Here is a 26,040-nt window from a genome sequence, read left to right as displayed (position 1 = left end):
ATCGGGGCGATGCGCGAGTGGAACAGGTATTCGCCACCGAGATCGACGCCCTGCGCGCCAATCAGCACAACACCGATCCGCGACGCCGGGTGCGATTCTTGCCCTACGGCATCGCGGTCAGCGCGCTCGGCGGTTCGGCGATCGCCGCCGACAACAGTGGCAGCGAGGACGAGGATCGCGGCGGTGCGGCCGGGGAGTCCGCCGACAGCTGACCCGCACCGGGCGACTCACTTGGCCGAGCGCAGCGCCTCGCGTCGTTGCTGCGCCTCGGTGAATCGCCGGCGCTGCACGTCGTTTTCCGGCACCAGCTGCGGTACCGCGCACGGACGGCCGTCGTCGTCCATCGCGACCATCGTGAAATAGCAGCTGTTGGTGTGCCGGCGCTCGCCGGTCTGGATCGACTCGGTCTCGACCCGGATGCCGACCTCCATCGACGTCCGACCGGTGTAGTTGATGGACGCCGACAGGATCAGCAGTTCACCGACCCGGATCGGCTCCCGAAAGATGACGCGGTCCACCGACAGGGTGACCGCGTAGTGGCGCGAATACCGGCTCGCACACGCATAGGCGACCTGATCGAGCAGTTTGAGCAAAGCACCGCCGTGGACGTTTCCGGCGAAGTTCGCGAGGTCGGGCGTCATCAGCAGCGACATGTACAACGTCGACCGGTCGGTTCCCGGATGGATGTGCGCTTCGGGCGGCGACGGCACCTGCGCGGGCGGGGTCATCGGGGCGCTCCTCGCGATCGGGGCCGGCGCTCACGGTGCGATGTGGCGGGCCGGTGGTCGCGTCATGATAGGCACGTCGAGGGCGATGCGGCAGGATAACGCGGGTGAGCGTGCTTGCCGAGGCGGCCTCGGATCCCGACCGCAGCACCGCGGTGACCCTGTTCTGGATCGCGGTGGCGGCGGTGGCCGCGCCGCTGGTCGCCCGACTCACCCGCCGCTACGTCCCCGAGGTGGTGGTGCTGCTGGTTCTCGGCATGGTGTTCGGGCCGCACGTCCTCGCCGTGGGTGATCCGGACTCGGTGGCCGCGGTGAGCCAGCTCGGCCTCGGCATGCTCTTCCTGCTCGCCGGATTCGAACTCGACCCGCACATCCTGCGCGGCAAGCCCGGTGCGCTCGCGGGCGGGATCTGGCTGCTGAGTCTGCTCATCGCGACGATCGCGGTGGCACTGCTGGTGGCGCCGGGCGATTTCACGGCACACGTCGCGATCGCGATCGCGATGACCTCGACGGCATTGGGAACGTTGCTGCCGATCATCAAGGCCGACGGGCTACTCGAACAGCCGTTGGGACGCGCGGTGATGGCCCACGGGGCGGTCGGTGAACTCGGTCCGATCCTGGCGATGTCGTTGCTGTTGACCAGCCGCAACATCGGCGGAGCGGCGATCGTGCTCGCCCTGTTCGCCGTCGCGGCCCTGGTCCTGTTCGCGCTCCCGCGACGAGTCGGCCGGATTCCGGCCCTGCGCGCCGCTCTCGTCGAGATGGAGGGCGGCACCTTCCAGTTGCCCGTGCGCGTCGTCGTGGTGCTGCTCGCGGCGTTCATGGCGGTGGCCGCGGTCTTCGATCTCGACGTGGTGCTCGGTGCCTTCGCCGCCGGCATCGCCCTTCGGCGCCTGCTCCCCGAGGACACCCGGGTGGTCGAGAGCCTCGAGGTCATCGGCTTCGGCCTGCTCATCCCGGTCTTCTTCGTGACCTCGGGCATGAACATCGATCCGTCGGCGGTGGCGTCGGCGCCGATGCTGTGGGTGATCCTGGTCGTCGGTATCGGCGTTGCCCGCGGCGTCCCGGTGTGGGTGGGCGAGCGGCTGGTGACCCACGAGGCAAGTCTGCGCGTCGGACGCGAGCGCATCTCGCTGGCGCTCTACGCTGCCACCGGCCTGCCGATCATCGTCGCCGTCACCCAGGTCGCGACGAGCAGCGATCTGATGTCACCGACGCTGGCCTCCACACTCGTGGCCGCGGGCGCCACGACGGTGCTGGTGTTCCCGCTGGCTGCTCGGTTGATCGCGCGTAAGGACTCCACGGCGGCGTCCGCGGTGTCGTGACGCTGTGGGCCGCGTCTCGGCGCCCGTCAGGACGAGCACGTCCGCCAGACGAGCACGTCCGCCAGACGAGCACGTCCGCCAGACGAGCGAGGGGACGACCCATGGAATGGATCGTCCCCTCGGCCGGATCCGGGAGACACCGGATCCGTGCTGCGTCGTTGTCGATCAGAGGTACTGACCGCAGACCGGCCAGGCGCCCGGTCCCTGGGTGGCCAGCACGTTCTCGGCGACGCGGATCTGCTCGTCGCGCGAGGCGTTGGCGGGGTTGCCGGTGCCGCCGTTGGCTTCCCAGGTGGACTGGGTGAACTGCAGGCCGCCGTAGTAGCCGTTGCCGGTGCTGATGCCCCAGTTGCCGCCGCTCTCGCATTGTGCGACGGCGTCCCAGTTGTGGCCGGTGTCGGCCGATGCGGTCGCGGTTGCCACGCCGAACGGGGCCACCGCCAGGGCACCGATCACTCCGGCGCGCACAGCAAGCTTCTTCATGGTGGTCGTCATCCATTCCTCCTCTCATCCGCCCGGTGGTGGGCAGGTGATTCTCGGACCGGAGGCGACCCTACGGGCTCGATAACGGTCAGGTCACGCCCGCGCTTGCGACCTGCGGGAAAATCATCACGGTGAGATAACGCTGTGAAGTGACCAGGAAATGCCTGCGCATCACGGCGTGTCGCGCTCCTCGACCAGGGGTTGGCGGGACCCTTGTTTTGTGACCAAGCGCACAGTGAGTTTGTGGTTCGTGTCACGCGTTTTCGGTTGCGTCGCTGTCCGTTTCGCGGCATTGATGTCGAAAGTTGCTCGCGGAATGCGCAATTCGTCGTCTACGTCGGACCGGGCGGGCGAGCGCGTGCTCAGTCCCCTCACAGTCCGGGGGGTTAGCCTTGCGCGGTTTACGTGCCGACGCCGCCGGCCCCAGGGGACGATGCGGCGCGCAACGGCGCCCTGACGACGAGTGGAGAACGGATGGCCAGCGAGTTCGATCGACGTCGGTCGCGTGCGTCCTCCGGACGTCGCCGCGCCGCACGGCCCGATCGGCCGACTGCGGGCGAGGTGTATCGCCGGGCGGCGCAGCGCCGAGCCGACGAGGACACCTCGGTCTGGACGCCGGTCGGGGGCTTCCCCGCGGAACCGGACGCGCCGGATCACCCCGATCTCGACGTCAGCCCCATCGAGCCGCAGCCGACCCGCCGTTCGGTCTCCGAGGACCCGACCCGACCCATCCCGACGACCCCGACACCGGATCGTCGCCCCCGGCCGCACGAGCGGGCGGCAGCGTCGACACCGGACGACGGCACGGTGGGGGCCGATGCCGGCACATTCCGGGCCATCCCGGCCCGCAGCGGCACCGCACGGGGCCGCTCGGTCGAACGCGACCCCGCACGGCGTCGTGCACCACGACTATCAGCGAACGATTCCGCGCGGCCCGCGCGCCGCCGGACCGCGATCGGACTGGCACGCGCGGCAGTCGTGGTGTGCTCGGTTGTCGCCTTCGTCGTCTGTGGGGCGATGTGGATGGGGGCCAGCACTTTTCGTGGCGGGCTCGGGTACTCCAACGCGCTGCAGGGCGCGCCGCGGTCGACCGATGGCGCCCAGAACATCCTGCTGATCGGGCTCGACACCCGAAAGGACAAGAACGGCAACGATCTTCCCGACGATGTGATGCGACAGCTGCACGCCGGTGACGGCGACTCGGGTGGCTACAACACCAATACGCTGATCCTGATGCACATCCCGGCCGACCGGAAGAACATCGTCGCCTACTCCATTCCGCGCGACGACCTCGTCGAGACGCCCGATCTCGACGTGTCCCAGGCCAAGATCAAAGAGGTGTACGGCCGCACCAAGGCGGCGACCGAGGACCAACTGGCCAACGAGGGCATCAGCGATCCGGCCACGCTCGAGGCGAAGGGTCGCGATGCCGGCCGCACCGCAACGATCAAGGCGGTGCGCACCCTCACCGGAGTGCCCATCGACCGATTCGCCGAGGTCAGCCTGATCGGTTTCTACGACGTCGCCAAGGCGCTCGGTGGCGTCGAGGTGTGCCTCAATCATGCGGTGTCCGACGACTATTCGGGCGCGAACTTCAGTGCGGGCATGCATCGGCTGTCGGCGTCGCAGGCATTGGCCTTCGTGCGCCAGCGTCACGGGCTGACCCGCGGCGACCTCGACCGCACCCACCGTCAGCAGGCCTTCCTGCTCTCCGCCCTCCATCAGGTGCAGAGCGCCGGGACGCTCACCGACGTCGGCAAGCTGAACCGGCTGATGAGCGTCGTCGACGACGACGTCGTCTTCTCCCAGGGCTGGGATGTGGTCTCCTGGGCCCAGGACATGATCGGCGTGCCCGATCAGAAGATCAGCTTCCAGACCCTGCCCGTCGTGCGGTACGCGACCGTCGACGATCAAGACGTCAACATCATCGATCCCATCGCGATCCGCGCCGAGGTCCAGCGGGCCTTCGGGGTACCGGTCGCCGCGCCCGCGCCGTCCTCATCCGGTACCTCCCAGTCCGGCGGTTCGCAGGCCGGCGCGTCGTCGTCGGACTCCGGGTCGGAGGCGACCCCGACCACCGACGACTCCTCCGACGGGGCCCAGGACGCCAGTGCCGACGACTCCGGACCCGCGCCCGACAGCGGCCCGGCCGTGGTCAACACGGGCACCATTCCCTGCGTCGACTGACCGGTCGCCACCTGCCCACACGGACGGGGCGTGGCGGGTTCGTCGGGAAATGCCGATACCGGGTCGAGGTGATCGGCACACTGGACTCGGGTACAGCCCTACGCGGGGTGGGAGCGAGGAGAAGACAGTGACGCACACAGCACAGCCGGCAACAGGGGTCGGCACGGGTTCGCCGGATCCGGTCGAGGTGGTTGTCGAGGCGCCACTGGGGATCGTGACGTTGACCCGCCCGCGTCGGCGCAACCCGTTGTCGACGGAGACGATGCGCGCCGTCACCGCGGCCCTGCGGACATTGGGTTCCGACGACGCCGTCCGGGTGGTCGTGATCCGCGCGCACGGGCCGGCGTTCTCCGCCGGACATGATCTGTCCGAGCTCGTCGACCGCACCCTCGACGACGAGCGCGCTGTCTTCGACACCTGTGTGGAGATGATGGCCGCGGTCCACGAACTCGATCGTCCGGTCATCGCCGAGGTCGCCGGGGCGGCCTTCGCCGCCGGCTGTCAGCTCGTTGCGACCTGCGATCTCGCCGTGGCCGCCACGACCGCGAAGTTCTCGACCCCGGGTGTGCGCATCGGATTGTTCTGCTCGACGCCGATGGTGGCGCTCACGCGTGCGATCGGGCGCAAGCGGGCGATGAAGATGCTGCTCACCGGTGACGCCATCGACGCCGACACCGCCGCTGACTGGGGACTGGTCAACGACGTCGTGTCACCCGACGAACTGGCGACGACGGTCCGTGAACTCGCGCTGCGCATCGCCGGGTCGAGCGCCTCCACCTTGGCCATCGGCAAACGTGCCTTCTATCAGCAGATCGACGAAACCGAGACGCGCGCATACGAGCTCATGGCCGAGACGATGGCCACCAACGCGATGACCTGCGATGCGCAGGAGGGGATGTCGGCGTTCCTGGCCAAACGAGCGCCGGTGTGGACCGACCGGTGAACTCCTCCGAGTCCTCCTAACGCGTCTCGGTGGGGTCTGGTCCGTCCTCCGGCGGCGTTGCCGGATCGGGATCGTCTGGCTCGTCTGGCTCGTCGTTCTTGTCGGACGGCGTCGTCGCCCGTTGCGGGACAGAGGAATTGAGCAGCGCGTCGACCCATCGCGTGGACGGATCGATGTCGAGCAGCAGAGCCTTGCACATGATGGTCAACGGCACCGCCAGGATCGCCCCGAGCGGACCGAGGACCCACGCCCAGAACAGCAACGACACGAACGTCAAGGTGGTCGAGAGCCCGACGGCGTCGCCGACGAACTTCGGTTGGATCACCGACTGGATGACGACGTTGATCACGCTGTAGACCACGATGACCACCAGCATCGTCGGCACACCGCCGTCGAGGAGCCCGAGCAGCGCAGGCGGGATGACGCCGATGACGAATCCGATGTTCGGGATGTAGTTGGTGATGAACGACAACAGGCCCCACAAGATGGGCAGCGGTATGCCGATGATCGCGAGCGCCACGCTGTCGAACACCGCCACGATCAGACCGAACAGCGTGGAGACCCACAGATAACTGCGAGTGGCCTGGGCAAAGGCGGAGAAGGCCGACGCGATGTCGGGGCGCTCGGCGCGTAGATACTCCATCCGGTCCCCGAAACCGACCGAGTCGGCGGCCATGAACAACAGCAGCGCCAGGATCAGGACCAACGACGAGGCGACGCCGGCGGTCGACTGCACGATGTCGGTGGCCGCGCCGATGATCTTGCTGGAGTCGATGTTGTGCAGCATGTCGTGCACTTTTTGTTCACTGACCCCGTGCGAGGTGAGGAACCGCTGGAACGAGGCGAGGAGATCGTTGAACCTGTCGCTGTAGTTCGGCAGGATCGTCGCCAGGCGCGCCACCGAGTAGGCGAGCGAGGCGAACAGTCCCACCAGGATTCCGTACACCAGCACCAGGACCGTGACGAAGGCCAGCCAGGCCGGTAAACCCTTGCGCCGCATCCAACTCGCGGCCGGGGCCACCGCCACCGTCAGCATCATCGCCAAGAAGATCGGTGCCACCAGGGAGGAGACCGATCGGATACCCGCGACGGCCACCACGATGCCGGCGATCGACACCAGCACGATGGCACCGCGCGGCATCGACCACGCCGGTGGGTTCGCGCGCAACGACATGGGTGCGTGGGCTTTGGCCATTTCGGGTGTGCCCCTTCTCCGGCGGCGCGCGGAGACCACCGAGCGCCCTGTGATGACGTGCTCTGCGAAAAGACTAGGTCCGGTGGTGCCCGTTGTGGGTGCTTCGGCGACCGCGAGTCCGGACAAATCACCCGGCAGGGATGAGTCACGCCGATCCGCACGCCTTCTGCGCGCACTGCGTAGAAGTGTGGGCGGCAGCGGAACGGCGGAGGAGACTGTCGGGGCCTCGTGTCGCGATGCCGCACCGGCAGCTCCGACAGGACAGACGACAGGACAGACCCAGAAGACTTCGGCCGCCGCATCCGCACACCGGCGGTCGGTGCCGTGGAAGGACCACCGTGACCGCAACAACCACCTCGAGTGCCGCAAGCACCTCGAGCGCCGCAAGCACCTCGAGCGCCGCAAGCACCTCGAGCGCCGCAAGCACCCCCGCAAGTGGCGAGTACACCGACGCCGACCTCGATGCCGTCTTCGGGCCGGTGTTCGCCCGGATCGCCGAGGGGGCCGTCGCGCGAGAGGAGGACCGCCGTCTCGCCCACGAGGAGATCGCGTGGCTCAAACAGGTCCGGTTCGGTGCGTTGCGTGTCCCCGTCGAATTCGGTGGTTACGGGGCGTCGGTACAGACCCTGTTCCGGCTGCTGATCGATCTGGCTGCGGCGGAATCCAATCTGCCCCAAGCGCTTCGGGTGCACTGGTCCTTCGTCGAGGATCAGCTGCTCGCCGACGACTCGCCCGCCCGACAGCGGTGGCTGCAGGCCGTGGCCGACGGAACGCTCGTCGGCAACGCCATCACCGAGCCCGGCGTGGGCGCCGTGGACCGCTATCGCACCACGGTGACCGACACCGAGGGCGGATACCGCGTCGACGGCACCAAGTACTACAGCACCGGCAGTCTCTACGCCGACCACATCCTCGTCGCAGGTGATCATGGGGGAGAACGTGTCTCGGTTCTCGTCGACGCCGACGCCGACGGGGTCACCCAGCACGACGACTGGGACGGCTTCGGTCAGCGGCTGACCGCGAGCGGCACCACGGAGTTCACCGGTGTCGAGGTGCCCGCTGATCGGCTGCTCGGCGCCGGATACGGAGCCCCCGGCCGGACGTATGCGACGTCGTATCTGCAGCTGGTGCAGTTGTCGGTGCTCGCGGGTATCGCGCAACGCGCGCTGGACGACACCTCCGAATGGGTGCGTGCCCGCACCCGCACCTTCACCCACGCCGCGGCGGATCTACCCCGCGAGGATCCGTTGGTGCAGCAGGTCATCGGGCGCCTGGCCGCTGCTGCCTACACCGCGCGCACCCTGGTCCTCGACATCGCGGGCAAGCTCGATCTGCTCCTCGACGAGGGCGCCACCGACGAGGCGCTGCTCGACGAGGTCGAGTTCGACGTCGCCCGCGCCCAGCACGCGGTCATCACGACGGTGCTCGACGCCACGTCAGCCCTGTTCGAGGTCGGCGGGGCGTCGATCACCTCCGAACGGCTGCGCCTGGACCGGCACTGGCGCAACGCGCGGGTGATCTCGGTACACAACCCGCTCATCTTCAAGCTGCGCGCCATCGGAGATCATGTCCTCAACGGCGCCGATCTGCCCTATGCGTGGAGCGCAGGTGACCGCAGGTCGGTGAAAGACGAGGCAGCACAGGGCGAGTAAGGGCAGCTCACCCGCCCGGCCCGGGCGCGGGTGGAAGTGACGACGAGTGGTCGGCGGTTCACGCCGACCACTCGTGCGTTTCCAGATCCTGCCAGCGGACATCGAGGTGGGAGGCGGCCACCGCCGCGTGTTCGGGCCCGAGTAACTCGGTCAGCACCTCGGTCATGATGTCGCGCACCTGCTCCGAATCCGACGGCAGCACGTCGTGGTAGCGGGCGATCAGGCCGATCCGGATGCGGTCGACGCGTCCGTCCTCGCCGTCGACGAGCAGATGCACCACCAGGCGACCCACGGTGCGGCGGATGCGCACCGCGAGGACCTGCTTGAGGACCCGGTCGGAGACCTGAACCCCGGGAGTGTCGGTGTCGAGGGGGCGGCCCGGCCGGCGCACCCGCCCGAGATTCGCGGTGATCGCGGTGACGAGGCGATTGGCGTCCTCGCTGAGACGGTCGGTGGCACCGTCGAGTTCACGTCCGGCAGCAACGAGCCAGGCGTCGGTCTGTTCGTCGTCGAGTTGGCTACTCACTCCTGGGCTCCTTCCTGCTGTGTCGGTGTCGGTGTCGGTGTCGGCGTCGGGTCGGTGTCGGTATCGGCGCCGGGGTCGTTGGGCGGGTCCGACGATCGGCCACCGGGCCGCCAGGGTTCCAACCGGGTGGCGAGATAGCGGCGACTGCGCTGCAGATGTCCGCGGACCGATCCGGTGCTGATCTGCAGGATTCGCGAGATCTCGGCCAGCGACAATCCCTCGACCTCGCGGAGCCACCACACCGCCCGGGAATTCTGCGGCAGGGTGAGCAACTCGGTACCCAGCGCCTCGACCAGGGTCTGCCGCATCGCCTCATCCGACGGTAGCGGTTCGGCGGCGGCCAGGTCGGCGAATTGGACGTCGTCGGTCGGAATGTCTCGGCGACGGCGGCGATAATCGATCGTCTTGCGGTGCGCGATCGCGAAGACCCACGTCTTGACGCTGCTGCGAAAAGCGAAGTCCGGCAGCCCCCGCCAGGCATCGAGCAACGTGTCCTGGGCCAGGTCCTCCGCGGTCTGGGAATCGGGCACCATACGGCGCAGATACCGCAGCAAGGGTGGGGACAGCCGGGCGACCAGCTCCGAGAACGCCTCGGTGTCGCCGACGGCGGCGGCCGCGGCCAACTCGTCGTCGGACAGACCGCCCAACGCCAGACCCGGAGCCGCCGGGCTGTGACCGGACTCACTCGAATTCACGCGTGCACATTTCGGTTCCACTACGACTGACCTTATACCGGCATCGTGCGCCGCAATCCGGGACGACGATGAGACCACCGAGGTCTTCTCGCCGCGCTCGGTGCGGCGGATGCCGCGAACAGTGTCCACCGTGTGTAGTCGAGTGAGTACAGAGGAGTTCTCGTGACCGATTCAACTGTGACCGATAAGAGCAAGACCACCACCACCGCCGCCGCCGCGACGGACACCAGTGAGCCCACGGGAAAGGGCCTGGCACTGGCCCGCGAGAGTGGCGCGCCCGGTGACCGCGGCAGGACCGTGATCGCCGATGCGGTCGTCGCGAAGATCGCCGGCATCGCGACCCGCGAGGTCGACGGCGTCCACGATGTCGGTGGCGCTGCCGAGCGTGTCGTCGGAAAGATGCGCGAGGTCATTCCCGGAACCTCGGTCAGCACCACCCAGGGCATCAACGTCGAGGTCGGCGAGAAGCAGGCCGCCGTCGACGTATCGATCGTCGCCGACTTCGGCGTCGCCATTCATCAACTGGCCGCGGCGATCCGGCGCAACGTGATCAACGCGATCGAATCCATGACCGGGCTCGAGGTCACCGAGGTCAACGTCACCGTGCACGACATCAACTTCGGCGATGACGACGACGACCAGACCGACACCCCGCCTCGGGTTCAGTGATCGCCGTGCAGGCCGAATCCGGAAGTGACCGGCTCCCCACACGTTCCGGGGGGCCGGGCGCCGACCTTGCGCAGCAGGTCGCGGACGCGGTGACCGCGGTCGATGGGGTCACCGGTCTGCACGGCGGCATGTTCGGCGAGATCGCCACCTATCTCCCCGGCGGCCGGGTCAGCGGTGTGCAACTCGACGACGACCGCGGCGGAGTGCACGTGATCGTCGACATCTCCCACGACCTGCGTACCGTCGCCGCGCACGCGGTGGCTGTTGCCACGGAGGTCGCCGGGGTGCCGGTCGATGTGACCATCGAGGACATCAGCTTCCCGGGACAACGGGCGGAACAACAGAATTCGGCTTCCCGCCGCGGCACCCCCGCCGGCGGTGACGAACCCGGCGCGACAGAGGGGAATCAGAATGGGTAACAACGCAACTATCGGCTTGATCGTGGGATTGTTGCTCGCACTCGCGGTCACTACCGGGGGCTTCGGCGGTTTCGTCCTCGCGCTGGTCCTCGGCGGCATCGGGCTGGCACTGGGTCTACAACGCGACGGCGCCATCGATCTCGGTGCGCTGCTGCGAAGCCGGAACCGTGGCTGAGTCGTCGACCCCGACGCGCACCGGCGCCACCGTGACGCGAGGCGTCGACAAGGTGCGTCCGGATGCCGTCGGGACCGCGGCCCCGGCCACCGGGGATGCCAAGGGGGCGTTGATCATCGCCGACCGTGTGGGCGCCAAGATCGCCCGCCGGGCAGCACTCGATATCGACGGGGTCACCAAGTACAGCAACACGATCGGATCATTGCTCGGACCGGGTGCGCTGGGCGCGGCCTACCCCGCGGTGCGCGTCGACATGTCCGACACCGCGCCGCTCGTGGAGGTCACGGTTGCGCTGACCTGGCCGTGCGCGGTGGCGCAGGTGTGCCGGGACGTGCGCGCCCACGTCGCCGACGAACTGGCGCGGCTCACCGGGATTCGGCCCTCTCGGGTCGATGTGACGGTGGGAACGATCACCACCGACAACGGGGACTCGACCACCCGCGACGGCTACGTGGAACTACCGGCTCCCTCGGAAATCGAGAAGCGCGAGTCGCAGGCGCGCGACACCGACACCGACATGGTCACCGACACCGAGACAGGGCAGGAGAGGGTTCACTCATGACCACATCGACGACACCCGAATCCGCATCGCGGCCACGGGCCGAGGTCGTCGCCGAGAACCAGGATCTCGCCGGCGGCAAGGTCTTCGCCCCGGCGGCCTACCCGGGCGCGGCGATCGTCGGGTCGCTGATCGGGCTCCTGTTCCTCGGCCTGGCGTGCGTCGGGATCCGAGATCTCATCGTGTACGCCGGATGGATCGACGGGACCCGATGGACGACGAATACCGCCGACTGGATCACGAGAAGTACGTGGCAGGACTGGATGTGGCCGGTCGCGGTGATCTGCGTGATCGTCGGACTGTGGTTGGTGTGGCTGGCCGTCAAGCCCCGGCGTCGCACCCACGTCCCACTCGGAGACTTCGAGGTGATGTGGACCCGCCGCGGCGACATGGCGCGCCGTGCGAGTGCCGCACTGCTCACCGTCCCCGGGGTCGAGCACGCCACGACCGTGGTCACCCGACGACGGGCAAAGGTCACCGTCACCGTGTCGGGCGGTGTGGACGAGCAGACCATGCGCGACCGCGTTGCCGAGGCACTGGCCCCGGTGAAACATCCTCCACGCGTGGTGATCCGGCGCGTGGTCCGCAGCAAGGAGGCACGCTCGTGAACCGGCGTCCAGCGATCCTGCACCGATTCACCGTCGCGGTGATCGGCCTGGCACTTCTGGTGGTGGGTGTCGGTGCCATCGGTTGGCAACTCGACATCACCCCCATCCACGGCTGGGTCGATCATCTCGATCCCACCTGGGCGAGCCGCACCACCGCGGAGAACTGGTGGTGGGCTGTGCTTCTCGGGGTCGTCGTCATCGCGGTGATCTGGGGGTTCGCGCTGCTCGGTGCGGCGTCGCGTCCCGGTCGGGTGGACGACCTGACCCTGACCGGCAGCGGTGCCGACGGAATCCTGACGGTTCCGCCCAAGCTGATCGCCGCCGCCGTCGCCGACGAACTGTCCGAACGGACGATGTTCGACAAGGCGACCGTGCGTGCCCTCGATGATCGCGGACGCAGCATCATCCGCATCGACGTCACCGCACCGCCGCGCTACTCCTACGACGAGATCGCCGAGGTGCTCGGGCCCGCCGTGGAGAACATTCGTCGCGCGGTCGACGGGGCCGACATCCACGTCCAGGCGTTGGTCCACCTGCAGAATCCGAGTCGCTGAGTCCGCACGCGAGCGCAGAACTCACGATTTCAGACACGACACCGCATCTCGGTGTCGCCACGAACTCGCCGGGACCCCCGGCAGACCCGAGCGCACTGCGCGCCGGGACCATCAAGAGAAGGAGCTGTCATGGCACTCGAGGACAAGATCTCGAACAAGGTCGAAGACGCCAAGGGCAAGGCCAAGGAAGTCGGCGGCGACGTCACCGGCGACGACAGCCTCAAGAGCGAGGGCAAGGCCGATCAGGCCTCGGCCGCGGTCAAGGACGGCATCGAGAGCGTCAAGGACGCCGCAGGCAAGGTCAAGGACAAGCTGACCGGCAACTGAGCCGCGCGCGGTAACACCGGGGCGGGCATCGTCATCGACGATGTCCGCCCCGGCGCATCCGGCGGTAGGGTGAGCCCGATGCAGCGGATGAGTGCCGTCGACGCGATGTGGTACTGGATGTCGTCGACGATGCCCAGTGACCAGTTCCTGGTCTACGGATTCACTTCGCCGCGAACGGCTCTCGACGTCGTTGCCGAGCAGGTGCGCCGTCGAGCCGCGACGATCGACGATCTGCGACTGCGTGTCGCCGACGCCCCGGCCCACCTCGACCGGCCGTACTGGCGGCATGCTCCGGTCTCCGCGGATCAGGTGCGGGTGACTCAGGGTCCCCTGTCGTGGCAGGCGTGCCTCGATCACATCGCGCAGTCGATGGAGGATCAACTCGATGCGCGGCAACAGATGTGGCGGCTACATCTCTACGGGGCGGTCACCCCCGCCCCGGGCGTGGCCGAGGGCAGCGATCTCGTCGTCGCGGTTCTGCAGGTCGCACACGCGCTTGGCGAAGGCCGTCGATCGTCGGCCATTGCGCGACAACTGTTCTCCGAGAAGGAGATCGAGGTACAGGCGCGGTGCCTGGCCAAACGGTGGCCGACGACGGTGGTGCACGTCCCGGCCGCCGCGGCACTCGGCGTGGCCCGCATGCCCATCGACGTCGCACGCATGCTCTTCTGGGGCGGTCTCGCGTTTCACTGCCACCGACAGGTTTCGGGGACAACAGGTTCGGGTCAGGCGACCTCAGGTGTCGCGCCGACATCGATCAACGGGCCACCCGGTCGCGGACGCGAACTGCGCACCCTGACCGTCCCCGCCGATGTGCTCACCGCCCGTGGCGGCACCGTCACCGTCGGGGCCCTCACGGCGATCTCCGACGCACTTCCGCGCTTCCTCGGTGACCCGTCGATGCCGGTGACGATCACCCTCACCGTCGCCCGGCGACGGGCCACCACGGGCCCGAATACCGGTTCCCGCAATGACTTCCGGACCGTCGGCATCGACCTGCACACCGACATCGCCGACCTCGACCGTCGAGCCTCGGCGATCGCCGCCGAGATCGCCCGCGCCCGTGACGAACACATGACCCCCGAACGCGCAGCCGCCCGTCGGGCCGAACACGCCACTCCTGCCCCGCTCCGAATCCTCGGCGCCCGTCAGGCTGGGGCGGCGCCGCTCCCGGAGCGCATCGACGGTATCAGCGTGGTCTCCTCCGTCGATCGGGGACCGGCCGATCTCACGCTCGGCGGGGGCAGCAGATCCGTGATCACCGCAGGCTTCCCGGCACTGTCCCCGGTGCACGGACTCAACCATGGCGTGCACGGTCTCGGTGCGCGCGTGACGCTTTCGGTGATCGCTGCACCCCGCCGATGCCCCGATATCGACCGTTACCTCGCGTTGCTGACCGACGCCCTCCGACGGTGAGCTGCCCGGAACGAGTCGGTCAGGACGTGATCTGGGGAGGGCCGTCGTCCGGCTCCGACCCGCGCGTCGACGTCGGAGAATCGTTGCCGCCCCGATGGCCTCGCGTCAGGCGCTTCGGCAGGCGCTCGGCGAGCCCGCCGAGCGGGGCCACCGTCTGATTGAGCAGATCGACGGTCTCGGCCAACTCGTGCACCGTGTCCTGCATGGCGAGCAGATTGGGTGCGAGCTGACCGATCACCTCGGTGAGTTCGGTGATGCGGTCGAGCGGGCCGTCCGGCGCGATGGCACGCTCGACCGCGCCGTTCTCGCCGACGAGCTGGTCGAGCAGACCGCCGTCCTCGGCGAGGCGATCGAGGATTCCGCCGTCGGCGGTGACCTTTTCCAGGACGCCGTCGGGTGCGGTCAACTTGTCGATGATGCCGCCCTCCGACGTCAGGCGTTCGAGAATGCCCTCGTTCTCGGTGAACTGGTCGATCACCCCGCCGGTGCGGGTGAGGCGGTCCAGCGGACCGTCCTTGGCGGTCAACCGCGTCAGGATGCCGCCGTCCTCCGACATCTGATCGAGGATTCCGCCGGGCGCCGTGAGTTTTTCGAGCAATCCGTCCTTGGCGGTCAGGCGGTCGATGACGCCACCGGGATTGAGAAGGCGTTCGAGTGGTCCGCCCGCGGCGACGATCCGGCCGAAAGGACGATCGGGACCGAGGAGATCGGCCAGTTGACCGAGTAACGCCAGCGGCGCCCGGGCTCCGCTGAGCTCGTCACCGGAGATCCCCAGAGCGTGATTGAGCTCGTGCTGCACGCTGTCGGCGGTGATGCGGGCGATGTTGACCGCCGATTCCGCGGCGGTGAGCGTGACACCGGTGACCGCGAAACCCAACTGGAAGGGGAACTCGATCAGGGACCGGACGTCGATCGGACCAGGAGACTGTCGGCGAGGCACCGACCCACTCGCGCCGGCGTCGCCGGTGTCGGGGGAGTTCATGGGGGAACGATAGCGCGCGTCAGCGCTGTGCGGACTCGGCCTTGGCCGCCGCCTTGGCGGCCTTCTTGAACTCGCGCACCCGCAGCAGCGAATCCGCATCGGTCACATCGGCGACCGAACGGAAACCCTTCTTGCCGTAGTCGCCGACCACCTTCGTCCACCCGGCCGGCCTCACGTCGAGTTGTTTGGCCAGCAACGCGGTGAAGATCTTGGCCTTCTGCTCACCGAAGCCGGGGAGCTTGCGCAGCCGCGCGAACAGCTCGGCGCCGGTGGTGGCCTCGGTCCAGATCCGTTCGGTCTCACCGTCGTACTCCGCCACCACGGTTCGGGCGAGCTCCTGAACCCGCCCGGCCATCGAGCGACCGTAGCGGTGAATCGCCGGCGGGGTGGCGCAGAGGTCGGCGAATTCGGTGGGGTCGGCGGCGGCGATCGCCTCGGGATCGAGCGAGCCGAAGCGGTCCTTGATCTTCGCCGGCCCGGCGAAAGCGCGCTCCATCGGGAACTGCTGATCCAGGAGCATCCCGGTGAGCAGCGCGAACGGATCGGTCGACAACAATTCGTCGGCGGTGGGATCCTGGGCAATCTGCAGTTTCGCCATGGCACCAGGGTAGTGCCCCTACACTGAGCCCCATGCTGCGTGGGTCCGTGGATTCTCGGCGCTCGGGGGAGACGCCGCCGATTACAACAACGCCGGTTACAACAACGCCGATTACAACGACAAGACCGTCGACGTCTGGGTTGCGTGGCCGATGCGGTCGGCGCTTCCGGACGGCGGTGATCGCGGTCGTCTCGGTGGCGGCGGTGGTGCTCGGGCTGACCGCCCAGGCCTCGGGTACGGCGTCGGCGTTGCCCGACCCGCAACCCAATTACGTGACCACGCTGCGCTGCGACAGCGCCAATCCGTGGCCCGCGCCCCGCATTCCGGTGTGGGTGGACGTCTACAACCAGATCGCTTTCCCCTCCGACGGATTGCCCGGGCCGGCGATCTCGCTCGTCGGGTCCTCGCGAGCCAAGCCCGGCGTACTCGAATTCACCGTCGAGGTGACGGTCGCGTGGCGCAATCTGCGGACCGGACGCACCGGCACGGTGCGGGTCCCGACCCGAACCCAGGTGGTGGGCTGGGAAGTGGTGTTGCACCCCGGTAGCGGCCCCGTGAGCTTCACGATCAACCAGAAGATCGGTGCGCTGGCGTTCGTGCCGATGGTCAACTCGCAGTACTCCAGCTGTCGGGGCCAGGCAACCGCCTAGGCACAGCTCGGAGATCGCGCGGTCCACCCCTTTCTCGTGCGCCCGAGGCCGATAACACTTCGGTCATGGGCGACATGCGGGTGGGCGAAACCATGGGGGCCGGGCGAATTCGCGGGGTAGCGTAATCCGCGGTAGCCCGATCCCTTCCGATATCGGGCCCGGACGAAGGGGTTCGGATCATGTCAGAAGCGCACAACGCCGAGATCGCCGAACAACACACGGCCAAGGTCATCGGCGTCTCCATCGCCGCCGCGGTCGGCGGCTTCCTGTTCGGGTTCGACAGTTCGGTCATCAACGGCGCCGTCAACTCCATCCAGGACACCTTCGAGCTGAGCTTCCTCGTCAACGGATTCGCAGTGGCCGTCGCGCTTCTCGGGTGCGCGGTCGGTGCATGGTTCGCCGGTCGGCTCGCCGACTCCTGGGGCCGCAAACGGGTGATGCTGCTCGGTTCGGCGTTGTTCATCATCTCGGCCATCGGTACCGCTTACACCCAGACGTTGTGGGATCTGTTGCTGTGGCGCATCCTGGGCGGCCTCGGCATCGGTATCGCGTCGGTCATTGCTCCCGCGTACATCTCCGAGATCGCGCCCGCACGCTACCGCGGCGCCCTCGCGTCGATGCAGCAGCTGGCGATCACCCTCGGCATCTTCGCCGCGCTGCTCTCGGACACGTTGCTACAGAATCAGGCCGGCGGACCCGAGAAGGACCTCTGGTGGGGACTGGACGCATGGCGGTGGATGTTCCTCGTCGGCGTCATCCCGGCGGTCATCTACGGCCTCCTGGCGCTGTCGATCCCGGAATCCCCGCGTTATCTCGTCGGACGCAACCGTGACGAGGAGGCGGCGCGCATCCTGCAGGAGGTCACCGGTGAACCCAACCCGCTCGAGCGGGTGAAGGAGATCCGGTTGACGGTCAAGCGCGAACGCAACAGTTCGCTCGCCGACATCCGTGGACCCTCGTTCGGACTGCATCCCCTGGTGTGGGTGGGTATCTGGCTCGCGATCTTCCAACAGTTCGTGGGTATCAACGCGATCTTCTACTACTCGACGACGCTGTGGCAGTCGGTGGGCTTCTCCACCGACGACGCGTTCACCACCTCGGTCATCACCTCGGCGATCAACGTCGGTATGACGTTCGTGGCGATCCTGTTCGTCGACCGGATCGGTCGTCGGGTGCTGCTGCTGTGGGGTTCGGTCGGCATGTTCATCGGACTGGTCATGGCGTGTGTCGCCTTCACTCAGGCGGTCACCACCGTCGTCGACGGTGAACCCAAGACGTCACTGGCCGATCCGTGGGGGCCGCTGGCCCTCGTCGGTGCCAATCTGTTCGTCGTCGCCTTCGCCGCGACGTGGGGTCCGGTGATGTGGGTGATGCTCGGCGAGATGTTCCCCAACCGCATCCGTGGTGTCGCCCTCGGTGTGTGCACCGCGTTCAACTGGGTCGCCAACTTCATCATCTCGATGCTGTTCCCGCAGATGAGCAAGGTCGTCGGATTGGGGTGGATCTATGGGTTCTTCGCCTTCTGCGCGGCGGCGTCGTACTTCTTCGTCCGATTCAAGGTGCGCGAGACCAAGGGTATGGAACTCGAGGACATGGATGCGATGGCCGACTCCGAATTGTCGGCACTGCAAAGCAAATACGCGGCCAAGTCCGCACGCGCCAAGTAGCTCCTGCGGCTATTCGGCGAGCGTCCCGACGAGCAATGCCTGCGCGGCGAAGTACGAGGCGAGCACCCACACCTCGACGGCTCGTCGCCGCGCCGGGTCGCTCATCAGATGACGGCGATTGAGGATGCTCAGATCCGAAGCGAGGAACAACAATCCGCCGATGCGCAGGGCGGGTTGCCCGGTGGGTGCGGAAGCGGCGAGCGCCGACATGCTCGCCAGCGTGTTGCCGTAGGGCCCGAGGACCGACAGCAGTCGGGGTCGGTGGTAGCCGATGACCGCCGCCGACTCGGCGAGTGCGAGCATCCGCGGGGCGACCTCGCGCACCCGTGGGCGCGCTCCACGGCGCCACAGCAGCGCGCAGTACGACAGCTGCGCTCCGGCGAACAGTGCAGCCCCCAGCGCCAGCCGGGAATCCTTGGTGCTCAACGGATGAGCGCGGGGCAGACGAGTGCGCTGATCCTCCGGGGTCGTCGGCGCGAACTCCTCGGCAAGCATTGCGCGATCACCGGCCGCCGAGCACACGACCGCAGCGCCGAGTAGCGCGTTGTCGACCGGTGTCCGTGTGCGCCAACCACGACCGACCTCGGCTGCCAGCAACGCCAGTGGTACCGGTTTGGTGAGTGCGGCGGCCCGTCGGGACCCGTAGGCGCCGGTGACGGCGGCGACACCCGCGGCCAGTGCGTAGGGTAGGCGCCTCACCGCATCAGGCCGGCGACGAAGTCACGGGTGTCGTTGTCCGACATCGAGGTTGCCTGGCGTTCGTCGAGGGTCAGGTAGGTGCGACCGGAGACGCGCCGGTCCGCGGTGCGGGCATCGTTGATGTACTTCAGGGTCAGCGGCACAACCACATTCGGGTCCTGCAGGGTCTGTGTCATCAGCACCGGTCGGGTGAACCCGCTCGACGGCAGCGTCGACGCCGACGACAGGATGGTGGTCAGCGTCGAGTTCTGGGCCAGCGGCCTGCTGAACAGCGACCCGAGCGAGAGCCCGGCCACCTCGCGCGTCAGATCGCCGACACATTGGTTCTGCGCCTTGGTCATCCACGCACGTCCGGCGTCGCTGAGGTAGCCGTCGAGACCGACCTCGGGGTGTGCGGTGCGGATCGCGGCAAGGGTGTACAGCGCGTCGGACACCCATCCCGGCGGTGCGGTCAGAGTCGTCGTGGGACCGAGATTGCTGAGCAGAGAAGCGAAGTCGGCGGGAATCGACGTTGCCGCGCTGCCACGGTAATCGAGCTTCGGGCCCTGCAGTTTCGGCGCCGAACGAGCCAGGGCGATCGCCGCCGACGCGCCCTGCCCTTCACCGACGACGGCCCACCGGGCGGAGAGCTGATCGGAGATGTCCCGGCCGGCGCGGACCGCGTCGACGATGTTCCGGGCCGTCGCGTCGACGTCGTAATACTGTGGCGTGCCCGTGGTTCCGAGGCCGGCGTAGTCGGTGCCGACCACGGCATAGCCACGGCGCAACCAGGTGCGCAACGCGTCGAGGTCGGTGTCGGTCGGGTGAACGGACGGGGCGCAGGTGTCGGCGAGACCGCGAGAGCCATGCGCCCACACCACGATTGGGTAACCGCCGGCCGGGGCTGCCTGCGGTGGCAGGTAGAGCGATCCGGTGCTCAGGTGCGCGGCACCGTCGGCGCCGACGCTCCAGTAGGTGAACTGATTGCCCTGACGCGCCCCGGCGAACAGGTTCGACCCGGGGATCTGTCGGTTGGCGTAGACGGTTCCGGCCTGCTGTCCCGCGCTCGCCGACGGCATGCCCGTCGAGGTGGTGGCATCGGCGGAGGGACCCGCCGACGGGGTGGTCGAGGTGGCCTCGGTGGTGGGGTCGGAGCCCGGCGCGGCATGCGCCAGGCCGATCACCGAGCTGGTGATGCCCGCGGACAGCACCACCGCGGTGGTCGCGAGGGCGGTACCGAGTCGGGTGCGTCTGGCGACCCAGCGGGGCCGGCGCCGCAGGGTGATCATGAGGTCGCGTCGACGATGCCGACGGCGGGCAGGAAGAAGCAGGACTGCGATCCGTTGCGAGCCGTGCCGTAGACCGCGGACAGGATGGTGCCCTTGCCGGTGTCCACCGGCGCCAGTCGAATGGCGCCGAGGGCCGGGAGCATCTTGGTCAGCAGTGCCGCCTGCGGGTTGTCGGTCAGTGACTGCAGATCGGCGAAACCGCCCTGCAGGGTGCTGGTGTTGAACCAGGCGACCTGGATCTTGCCGTCGGTGACCGGAGAGGCCGGCACGAATGCGTATCCGGTCTGACCGTCGCGGACCAGGTTGATCGGTGCCAGCGGTGGGACCTTGACACCCGGGATCATCTGCAGGATCTGGTTGATCGGGGTCGTCGGCTCGGACTTCATCGGCCACGGCCCGGCGACCGCGCCGGCTCCGGCGGTGACCAGTCCGAGCGGGTTGTCGGCAGTCGGCGCAGCGCAGAACGGTGCGATCGACGGGGTGAAGGTCTGGATACCGGCGGCGCGCAGCACGGCCAGCGGGTCGGCGACCGTATCGACGTCACGGCGCGCGGAGACCTGGGAGGTTCCCGAGGAGAGTCCGCCGAGCGGCAGTTGCCCCAGCAGGCCGGTGATCTGGTCGGGGGAGATCTGGCCGAGGCTGCTCTTGACGGCCTCGGCGGCCTTGAGCGCCATCTGATCCACGCCGGCAGCCTTCAATTTGCGGACGGCGTCGGCGAGTTCGCTGTCGAGCGGGACCGCGCCGAGTTCGATCTGGTTGATCAGGTCACCGATCTGGTCGGTGGGTGAGGTGGTGGCCGTTTCGCGCGTGGTGGGGGCGTGGGTGGTCGGGGCATGCGGTGCGGGTGCCGGTGCGGCGTGTGCCAGTCCAGCACCGCCGCCCAGGGTGATCGCGGTCGCCAGGGCGATACCGCTCACGCCGAGACCCCATCGCCGGTGCGGATGTCGCGCCGACGGCGTCGGGTGCGGAGACTGCGACGACGATGACGTCGAACGTGGCGCAATGGACATGGCTCTCCTCAGGCGGCAACTCGCCCGCAACCAGTGGGGCGAATGTGACAGATGGTGCTCAAGTTAAAAGAAAGCATGAGGGTTGCCGGATCGACAAGTCGCGAGTCCGAGTTGTGATGCGCCCGCGACCGTGGGGATATGCCCGTCAGAACGCCAACGCCCCGGCCGAGAGGCCGGGGCGTTGGCGTGGCAGCAGAGCGCTCAGATGATCGCGATGCCGATCGTCGGTGCGATCGTGCACGAGAGGACCCGGCCCTTGGTCTTGGTGGTGACGTCGCCGTAGATGGTGGAGATGATCCGGCCCTTGCCGGTGGCCGCGATCCCGGTGAACGTGCCCGGTCCCGCCGCGACATTGATCTTCTCGTTGCGCTTGAGCTGCAGCTGGCCGGTGCGGCCGTTGTCGATGTTGAGCCAACTCACCCAGAGCTTGCGGACCGGGCTGTTGACGGCCGGACCGGTGCCGAGGCTGGTGTAGACGTAACCGGCCTCGCCCCTCTTGGGTCCGGGCGCGGGCGCGGCCTGCGGACCCGCGGTCACCAGAGCCCGACCCAGGGAGTTACCGTTGCCCGGCATGCAGCCGAAGCCCAGTGTCGGATACAGGAACTCCTGGATACGCGGAGCGTTCGGGCCCTGCGGGATCACCGGGTCACCGGGCTTGGCCACGCGGGTCTCGGCGGCCCGCTGGGCGGCGAGTTGCTGACGCCCCGGCTCACCGAGGAAATCGGTGATCTGCTTCCAGATGTCCTTGATCTGTGGGGGCAGCGCGGGATTGTCGGCGAGAGTTTGTGCTTGCCGCAGCAGGTCGGCGTTGACCTTGCCGTCCGGACCCGGCGTGGTGACCGCACCGATGATCGCCGGTGCGAAGGCTCCGAGGGAGTCGAGCGTGCGCTGATCCGGGGTCGGTGTCTGCTCGTTCGGTGTCTGCTCGTTCGGTGTCTGCGATGTCGGCGCCGGGCTGGTGGGTGCCGCCATGGCGACGGCGGGGATGGCGAGCGACGTGGCGATGGCCACCGCGGTGGCGGCGATCAGGCGTCGGGATCGGCTCATCGGTGCTTGCAGGCGCACGAGGCGAGGTCCTATCAAAGTCGGTGTGCGCCGAGATCATTCACGGCCCACGCTGGCGTTCTCTGGCTCCGACGTCCCCCCGACACCCTCGAGCACTGCGGCGTGCCGAGTAATCGGACCCGGCGCTCAGTGAGCACACCGCGGACGTCGCCGGTCATTCTAAGCCCCTCGGGTGGGGCGGTGTCCAGGCAGCCTAACTCCGAACGGTTGGGACAAGTGAGGCAATTGATGCAATTGTTACTGTTGGTGTCACGCGGGCTGGGCTCGTGTGGACACTGATCACCTGGTTAGATCAACGCGGGTCACCTGGTTAGATCAACGCGGGCGTGCAATGCGGCCGCGCGTCGGACATCGGCAGAACCGGTGACCGGTGGGTGCCCCCGCCGAGCCCGTCCACCCGATTGCCGCGTCACCGTCCAGGGGAGCCCGTGAGTCACTTCAGCGAGTCCGTGCGCAGATCCGTCCGAGCCGGCGCGTCGTCGCTGCGGCGCGTGGGGATCGCTGCCGTCGTCCTCGCCGCAGGCGCCACCCTGGTGACCGCATGCGGTGACGATGCCTCGTCGTCGGCGGATGTCGTGATGCTCACCCACGATTCGTTCAGCCTGCCGCAGTCGGTGCTCGACAGTTTCCGCACCGACACCGGGCTGAACCTGAAGATCGTGAAGTCCGGCGATGCCGGCACCCTTGCGTCGACGGTGTCGCTGACCCCCGGATCACCCAAGGCCGACGTCGTGTATGGCATCGACAACACCTTCGCGTCCCGTCCGATCGATGCCGGGGCACTCGAGTCCTACAACCCTCCCGCCGCCGCCGACGGCGCCGTCCAGTTCGCGGTGCCGGATTCGAACAATGAACTGACCGCCGTCGACCGTGGCGACGTCTGCCTCAACATCGACGACAAGTGGTACGCGAGTCACCACCAGCAGCCGCCGACCAGCGTGCGCGATCTGCGCAACCCCACCTACGCCGCGCAGGCCGCGCTCATCGACCCGAGTACCTCCTCACCCGGAATGGCCTTCCTGCTCAGCACGATCGGGATGTTCGGCAACGACTGGAAGTCGTACTGGCAGGACGTGACCAAGGGTGGAGCCGCCATCGATTCCGGATGGGAGATCGCCTACAACCAGCAGTTCAGTGCCGGAGAGGGCAAGGGGCCCAAGCCGATCGTGTTGTCCTACGCGTCGTCGCCCGCGGCGACACCGGGCACCAGCGCGCTTCTCGACGGGTGCTTCCGTCAGGTCGAGTACGTCGGAATCCTCAAGGGCACCAAGAACGTCACCGGTGCGCGCAAGGCCGTCGACTTCATGCTGAGCCCCGCCGTGCAGAAGGCGCTCCCGTCGTCGATGTATGTCTATCCGGTGCAGAAGAACACACCGTTGCCCGACGGCTGGGCCCAGCGTGCGCCGTTGCCGCAGTGGACGGTCAGCATGCCGCCGAAATACGTTGCCGAGAACCGCGAGTCGTGGCTCGAGCAGTGGCGCGCCGCGGTCGGTCGTTGATCGATCCGTCCACCGAGACGACCCGCGGGGAACCGTCCCCGCCGGGGCCACCGCGTGACGGTCGGCAGATACGACGTCGGCGTGCGATCGTGCCGGGACGCATCGCCACGCCGGCTCTGCAGGCGATCCCGATGGTGTTCCTCGGGGTGTTCTTCCTGTGGCCGGTGGCGGCCCTGGTGCGTCGGGCGATCGATGTCGGGACCGCCGGTGATTCGCCGGTCGCATTGCTCGAACGCACCCATGCGTTGCACCTGCTCTGGGTCACCCTCGGCCAGGCCGGTGCGTCGACCGTGGTCGCAGCCGTCGTTGCCGCGCCGATCGTGTGGCTCTACGCCCGGCTGCCGGGATCGGGATCGGTGGTCCTCACGGTGATCGTCACCGTGCCCTTCGTCCTGCCGACGGTCGTGGTCGGGGTGGCCTTCCGGGCTCTGCTGAACGGTCCGCTCGCCGGCCTCGGGATGGGCAGCGGGTGGCCCGCGGTGCTCGCCGCCCACGCTTTTCTCAACGTCGCCGTCATGGTGCGGGTGGTGGGAGCGGCCTGGCGCTCGCTGGACACCCGCACCGAGGAGGCGGCCCGTGTGCTCGGTGCGACCCGGACCCGGGCCTGGTGGTCGGTGGTCGCACCGCGGCTGGCCCCCGCTGCCGGTGGTGCCGCCGCCCTCGTGTTCTTGTTCTGCTCCACCAGTTTCGGGGTGATCATCATCCTCGGCGGAGGTGCCCTGCGGACTCTGGAGACCGAGATCTACACACAGGCGATCGGCTACTTCCGGCTGCCGGAGGCGGTGATGCTGTCGCTGCTGCAGATCGTCGTGGTGGTCGCCGTGTTGCTGTGTACCCGGATCGTCGCCCCGGGTGGCGCGTCCGGCGGCGCAGGCGCGCGGCGTCGGCCGTCGGCGATCGCCGGCATCGGATGGATACCGGTGGTCCTGGCATGGGCGTGGACGGTGCTGGTTCTGGTGGGACCGATTGCGGTGCTGGCGATCCGGTCGGTGCGTCCGACCGTCGGCGGATCGTGGACACTCGCCGGTTATCGGGCACTGTCCGAACCGGTGAACGGCGTGACGCCGCTGGACACGTTGCGGTATTCGCTACTCAGCGCGATCCTGGCCATGGTCATCGCGTTGGTGGTCGGTGGCCTCGCGGCGATCACCCTGCATCGGTCACGTGGTGTTGCCGGCCTGGTGGGGAACGCGATCGCCATGATTCCCCTGGGGATCAGTGCGGTCACACTGGGATTCGGGTACCTGATCGTGTTGGCCGCCCTGCCGGCCGAGATCGCCGCCTCACCGTTGGTGATCCCGTGCGTACAGGCGCTGATCGCGATCCCCGTCGTCATCCGCATCGTGATCCCGGCGCTGGAATCGGTACCCGAGCGATTGCGCCAGGCCGCGGCGGTCCTCGGTGCCGGGCCGTGGCGGGTGTTCCGCACCGTCGATCTGCCGCTGATCGGCCGATCGCTCGGTGCCGCAGGTGGTTTCGCTTTCGTCATGGCACTCGGGGAGTTCGGTGCGACGAGCTTTCTCGCGCGCGCCGACACCACCACCCTGCCGGTCCTGATCGGATCGGCCCTCAACCGCCCGGGTGCCACCGAACTCGCCACGGCGATGGCTGCATCGATGGTGTTGGTGGTCGTCACCACTGTCGCGGTGCTCGCGGTGGAGATCTTCCGACCTCGCTCGGGGACACTGATCTGATGCTGCAGATCGAGAAACTGAGCGTCGCGTATGGGGCCGAAGCGGTCGTCAACGGGCTCGATTGGTCTGTGGGCGGCCAGGATTCACTCGTCACCGCGCTACTTGGGCCTTCCGGATGCGGCAAGTCGACGTTGATCCGCGCGGTCGCCGGACTGGAGCGACCGACCGCCGGGACGATCCGTTTCGACGGGAGCGATCTCGCCGAGATCGCCACCCATCGGCGGGATTTCGGGGTCGTCTTCCAAGACGGTCAGCTTTTTCCGGGACGCACGGTGGCCGCGAACATCGGCTACGGACTGCGCGTTCGGGGGTGGTCGAGAGCCGACATCGCCGCTCGGGTCGGCCAGATGCTCGAACTCGTACGACTCCCAGGCGTCGAGAAACGCCGCGTCGAGTCGCTCTCGGGTGGTCAGGCGCAGCGGGTGGGGCTGGCGCGCGCGCTGGCTCCCC

The 26,040-nt window shown here is 68.1% G+C and carries 28 protein-coding genes and 1 pseudogene; 18 read left to right on the top strand and 11 right to left on the bottom strand.

The genetic code is table 11. From position 1 onward, the window contains the following. Positions 1-212 (top strand): annotated as a pseudogene (locus tag B1964_RS15290) (hypothetical protein); the annotation flags it as partial. A gap of 15 nt (positions 213-227) precedes the next feature. On the opposite strand, the gene B1964_RS15285 reads toward B1964_RS15290, so the two are convergent. Continuing rightward, positions 228-653, bottom strand: coding sequence for an acyl-CoA thioesterase (locus B1964_RS15285; RefSeq protein ID WP_202947068.1), 426 nt, complete (start codon positions 651-653; stop codon positions 228-230). Between the two features lie 179 nt (positions 654-832). On the opposite strand from B1964_RS15285, the gene B1964_RS15280 reads away from it, so the two are divergent. Next, entirely contained in the window at positions 833-2,050 is a 1,218-nt protein-coding gene (locus B1964_RS15280; protein ID WP_079930370.1) for a cation:proton antiporter, read from the top strand. 165 nt (positions 2,051-2,215) lie between these two features. On the opposite strand, the gene B1964_RS15275 is transcribed toward B1964_RS15280, so the two are convergent. Continuing rightward, a complete protein-coding gene (locus tag B1964_RS15275; RefSeq protein WP_079930369.1) occupies positions 2,216-2,545 on the bottom strand; it encodes a transglycosylase family protein in 330 nt (109 codons plus the stop codon). Between the two features lie 462 nt (positions 2,546-3,007). Between B1964_RS15275 and B1964_RS15270 the strand changes: the two genes are divergently transcribed. Together B1964_RS15270 and B1964_RS15265 are read left to right on the top strand one after the other, a co-directional pair. Further along, on the top strand, positions 3,008-4,720 hold the full coding sequence (locus B1964_RS15270) for an LCP family protein (RefSeq protein ID WP_079930368.1): 1,713 nt from the start codon (positions 3,008-3,010) through the stop codon (positions 4,718-4,720). Positions 4,721-4,847: 127 nt separating this feature from the next. Continuing rightward, positions 4,848-5,663 carry an enoyl-CoA hydratase gene (locus tag B1964_RS15265; protein WP_079930367.1) on the top strand — a complete coding sequence of 272 codons (816 nt, stop codon included), beginning with the start codon at positions 4,848-4,850 and terminating at the stop codon, positions 5,661-5,663. 16 nt (positions 5,664-5,679) lie between these two features. On the opposite strand, the gene B1964_RS15260 is transcribed toward B1964_RS15265, so the two are convergent. Beyond that, positions 5,680-6,858: an AI-2E family transporter gene (locus tag B1964_RS15260; RefSeq protein ID WP_079930366.1), complete on the bottom strand. Its 1,179-nt coding sequence runs from the start codon at positions 6,856-6,858 to the stop codon at positions 5,680-5,682. Positions 6,859-7,337: 479 nt separating this feature from the next. Here B1964_RS15260 and B1964_RS15255 point away from each other — a divergent pair, with 479 nt between their 5' ends. Further along, complete coding sequence (locus tag B1964_RS15255; protein ID WP_006367676.1) at positions 7,338-8,510, top strand: acyl-CoA dehydrogenase family protein; 1,173 nt, start codon at positions 7,338-7,340, stop codon at positions 8,508-8,510. A gap of 58 nt (positions 8,511-8,568) precedes the next feature. On the opposite strand, the gene B1964_RS15250 is transcribed toward B1964_RS15255, so the two are convergent. Together B1964_RS15250 and B1964_RS15245 are read right to left on the bottom strand one after the other, a co-directional pair. Further along, the gene (locus B1964_RS15250; protein WP_006367675.1) at positions 8,569-9,036 is read right to left on the bottom strand and encodes a hypothetical protein; all 468 of its coding nucleotides are present in this window, start codon (positions 9,034-9,036) and stop codon (positions 8,569-8,571) included. After that, the gene (locus tag B1964_RS15245; RefSeq protein WP_079930372.1) at positions 9,033-9,731 is read right to left on the bottom strand and encodes an RNA polymerase sigma factor; all 699 of its coding nucleotides are present in this window, start codon (positions 9,729-9,731) and stop codon (positions 9,033-9,035) included. Before B1964_RS15245 ends, B1964_RS15250 begins: the two co-directional genes overlap by 4 nt. Before the next feature lie 162 nt (positions 9,732-9,893). On the opposite strand from B1964_RS15245, the gene B1964_RS15240 reads away from it, so the two are divergent. The 8 genes from B1964_RS15240 (at position 9,894) to B1964_RS15205 (ending at position 14,458) form a co-directional block, all read left to right on the top strand. Further along, complete coding sequence (locus B1964_RS15240) at positions 9,894-10,400, top strand: Asp23/Gls24 family envelope stress response protein (RefSeq protein WP_079930364.1); 507 nt, start codon at positions 9,894-9,896, stop codon at positions 10,398-10,400. Next, a complete protein-coding gene (locus tag B1964_RS15235) occupies positions 10,397-10,819 on the top strand; it encodes a hypothetical protein (protein WP_079930363.1) in 423 nt (140 codons plus the stop codon). Before B1964_RS15240 ends, B1964_RS15235 begins: the two co-directional genes overlap by 4 nt. Next, positions 10,812-10,994 (top strand): hypothetical protein, encoded by a 183-nt coding sequence (locus B1964_RS15230; protein ID WP_006367671.1) that lies wholly within the window; start codon positions 10,812-10,814, stop codon positions 10,992-10,994. The genes B1964_RS15235 and B1964_RS15230 overlap by 8 nt, the downstream gene beginning before the upstream one ends. Beyond that, positions 10,987-11,556 (top strand): Asp23/Gls24 family envelope stress response protein, encoded by a 570-nt coding sequence (locus B1964_RS15225; RefSeq protein ID WP_079930362.1) that lies wholly within the window; start codon positions 10,987-10,989, stop codon positions 11,554-11,556. The genes B1964_RS15230 and B1964_RS15225 overlap by 8 nt, the downstream gene beginning before the upstream one ends. Further along, entirely contained in the window at positions 11,553-12,161 is a 609-nt protein-coding gene (locus B1964_RS15220; RefSeq protein WP_006367669.1) for a DUF6286 domain-containing protein, read from the top strand. The genes B1964_RS15225 and B1964_RS15220 overlap by 4 nt, the downstream gene beginning before the upstream one ends. Then, complete coding sequence (locus B1964_RS15215) at positions 12,158-12,715, top strand: hypothetical protein (protein WP_006367668.1); 558 nt, start codon at positions 12,158-12,160, stop codon at positions 12,713-12,715. Before B1964_RS15220 ends, B1964_RS15215 begins: the two co-directional genes overlap by 4 nt. A 129-nt stretch (positions 12,716-12,844) precedes the next feature. Continuing rightward, positions 12,845-13,042, top strand: a complete 198-nt coding sequence (locus B1964_RS15210; protein WP_006367667.1) for a CsbD family protein — start codon at positions 12,845-12,847, stop codon at positions 13,040-13,042. A gap of 78 nt (positions 13,043-13,120) precedes the next feature. After that, a complete protein-coding gene (locus tag B1964_RS15205; protein WP_253194012.1) occupies positions 13,121-14,458 on the top strand; it encodes a hypothetical protein in 1,338 nt (445 codons plus the stop codon). Between the two features lie 19 nt (positions 14,459-14,477). On the opposite strand, the gene B1964_RS15200 is transcribed toward B1964_RS15205, so the two are convergent. Then, positions 14,478-15,440 carry a hypothetical protein gene (locus B1964_RS15200; protein ID WP_006367665.1) on the bottom strand — a complete coding sequence of 321 codons (963 nt, stop codon included), beginning with the start codon at positions 15,438-15,440 and terminating at the stop codon, positions 14,478-14,480. Positions 15,441-15,459: 19 nt separating this feature from the next. Then, positions 15,460-16,038 carry an HhH-GPD-type base excision DNA repair protein gene (locus B1964_RS15195; RefSeq protein WP_079930360.1) on the bottom strand — a complete coding sequence of 193 codons (579 nt, stop codon included), beginning with the start codon at positions 16,036-16,038 and terminating at the stop codon, positions 15,460-15,462. 176 nt (positions 16,039-16,214) lie between these two features. Between B1964_RS15195 and B1964_RS15190 the strand changes: the two genes are divergently transcribed. Continuing rightward, on the top strand, positions 16,215-16,688 hold the full coding sequence (locus tag B1964_RS15190) for a hypothetical protein (protein WP_079930359.1): 474 nt from the start codon (positions 16,215-16,217) through the stop codon (positions 16,686-16,688). A gap of 179 nt (positions 16,689-16,867) precedes the next feature. Continuing rightward, complete coding sequence (locus B1964_RS15185; protein WP_079930358.1) at positions 16,868-18,355, top strand: sugar porter family MFS transporter; 1,488 nt, start codon at positions 16,868-16,870, stop codon at positions 18,353-18,355. A 9-nt stretch (positions 18,356-18,364) separates the two neighbouring features. Here the strand turns inward: B1964_RS15185 and B1964_RS15180 are convergent, their stop codons facing one another. From B1964_RS15180 to B1964_RS15165, 4 genes are all read right to left on the bottom strand, one after another. After that, positions 18,365-19,054, bottom strand: coding sequence for a lysoplasmalogenase family protein (locus B1964_RS15180; RefSeq protein ID WP_079930357.1), 690 nt, complete (start codon positions 19,052-19,054; stop codon positions 18,365-18,367). Beyond that, a complete protein-coding gene (locus tag B1964_RS15175) occupies positions 19,051-20,322 on the bottom strand; it encodes a lipase family protein (RefSeq protein WP_079930356.1) in 1,272 nt (423 codons plus the stop codon). Before B1964_RS15175 ends, B1964_RS15180 begins: the two co-directional genes overlap by 4 nt. Then, positions 20,319-21,332, bottom strand: a complete 1,014-nt coding sequence (locus B1964_RS15170) for a hypothetical protein (protein ID WP_079930355.1) — start codon at positions 21,330-21,332, stop codon at positions 20,319-20,321. The genes B1964_RS15175 and B1964_RS15170 overlap by 4 nt, the downstream gene beginning before the upstream one ends. A 201-nt stretch (positions 21,333-21,533) precedes the next feature. Then, positions 21,534-22,379, bottom strand: coding sequence for a hypothetical protein (locus tag B1964_RS15165; RefSeq protein ID WP_079930354.1), 846 nt, complete (start codon positions 22,377-22,379; stop codon positions 21,534-21,536). 500 nt (positions 22,380-22,879) lie between these two features. On the opposite strand from B1964_RS15165, the gene B1964_RS15160 reads away from it, so the two are divergent. The 3 genes from B1964_RS15160 to B1964_RS15150 all read left to right on the top strand — a co-directional run. Beyond that, positions 22,880-23,896 carry a thiamine ABC transporter substrate-binding protein gene (locus tag B1964_RS15160; protein WP_210739600.1) on the top strand — a complete coding sequence of 339 codons (1,017 nt, stop codon included), beginning with the start codon at positions 22,880-22,882 and terminating at the stop codon, positions 23,894-23,896. Further along, positions 23,872-25,590: an iron ABC transporter permease gene (locus B1964_RS15155; RefSeq protein WP_014360623.1), complete on the top strand. Its 1,719-nt coding sequence runs from the start codon at positions 23,872-23,874 to the stop codon at positions 25,588-25,590. Before B1964_RS15160 ends, B1964_RS15155 begins: the two co-directional genes overlap by 25 nt. Beyond that, a partial coding sequence (locus B1964_RS15150; RefSeq protein WP_139765745.1) for an ATP-binding cassette domain-containing protein occupies positions 25,590-26,040 on the top strand: 451 nt, incomplete at its 3' end. The genes B1964_RS15155 and B1964_RS15150, both read left to right, overlap by 1 nt.

Source organism: Gordonia sp. i37 (assembly GCF_002043085.1).
Lineage (GTDB): Bacteria > Actinomycetota > Actinomycetes > Mycobacteriales > Mycobacteriaceae > Gordonia > Gordonia polyisoprenivorans.
This window is presented reverse-complemented; position numbering and strand designations above follow the sequence as displayed.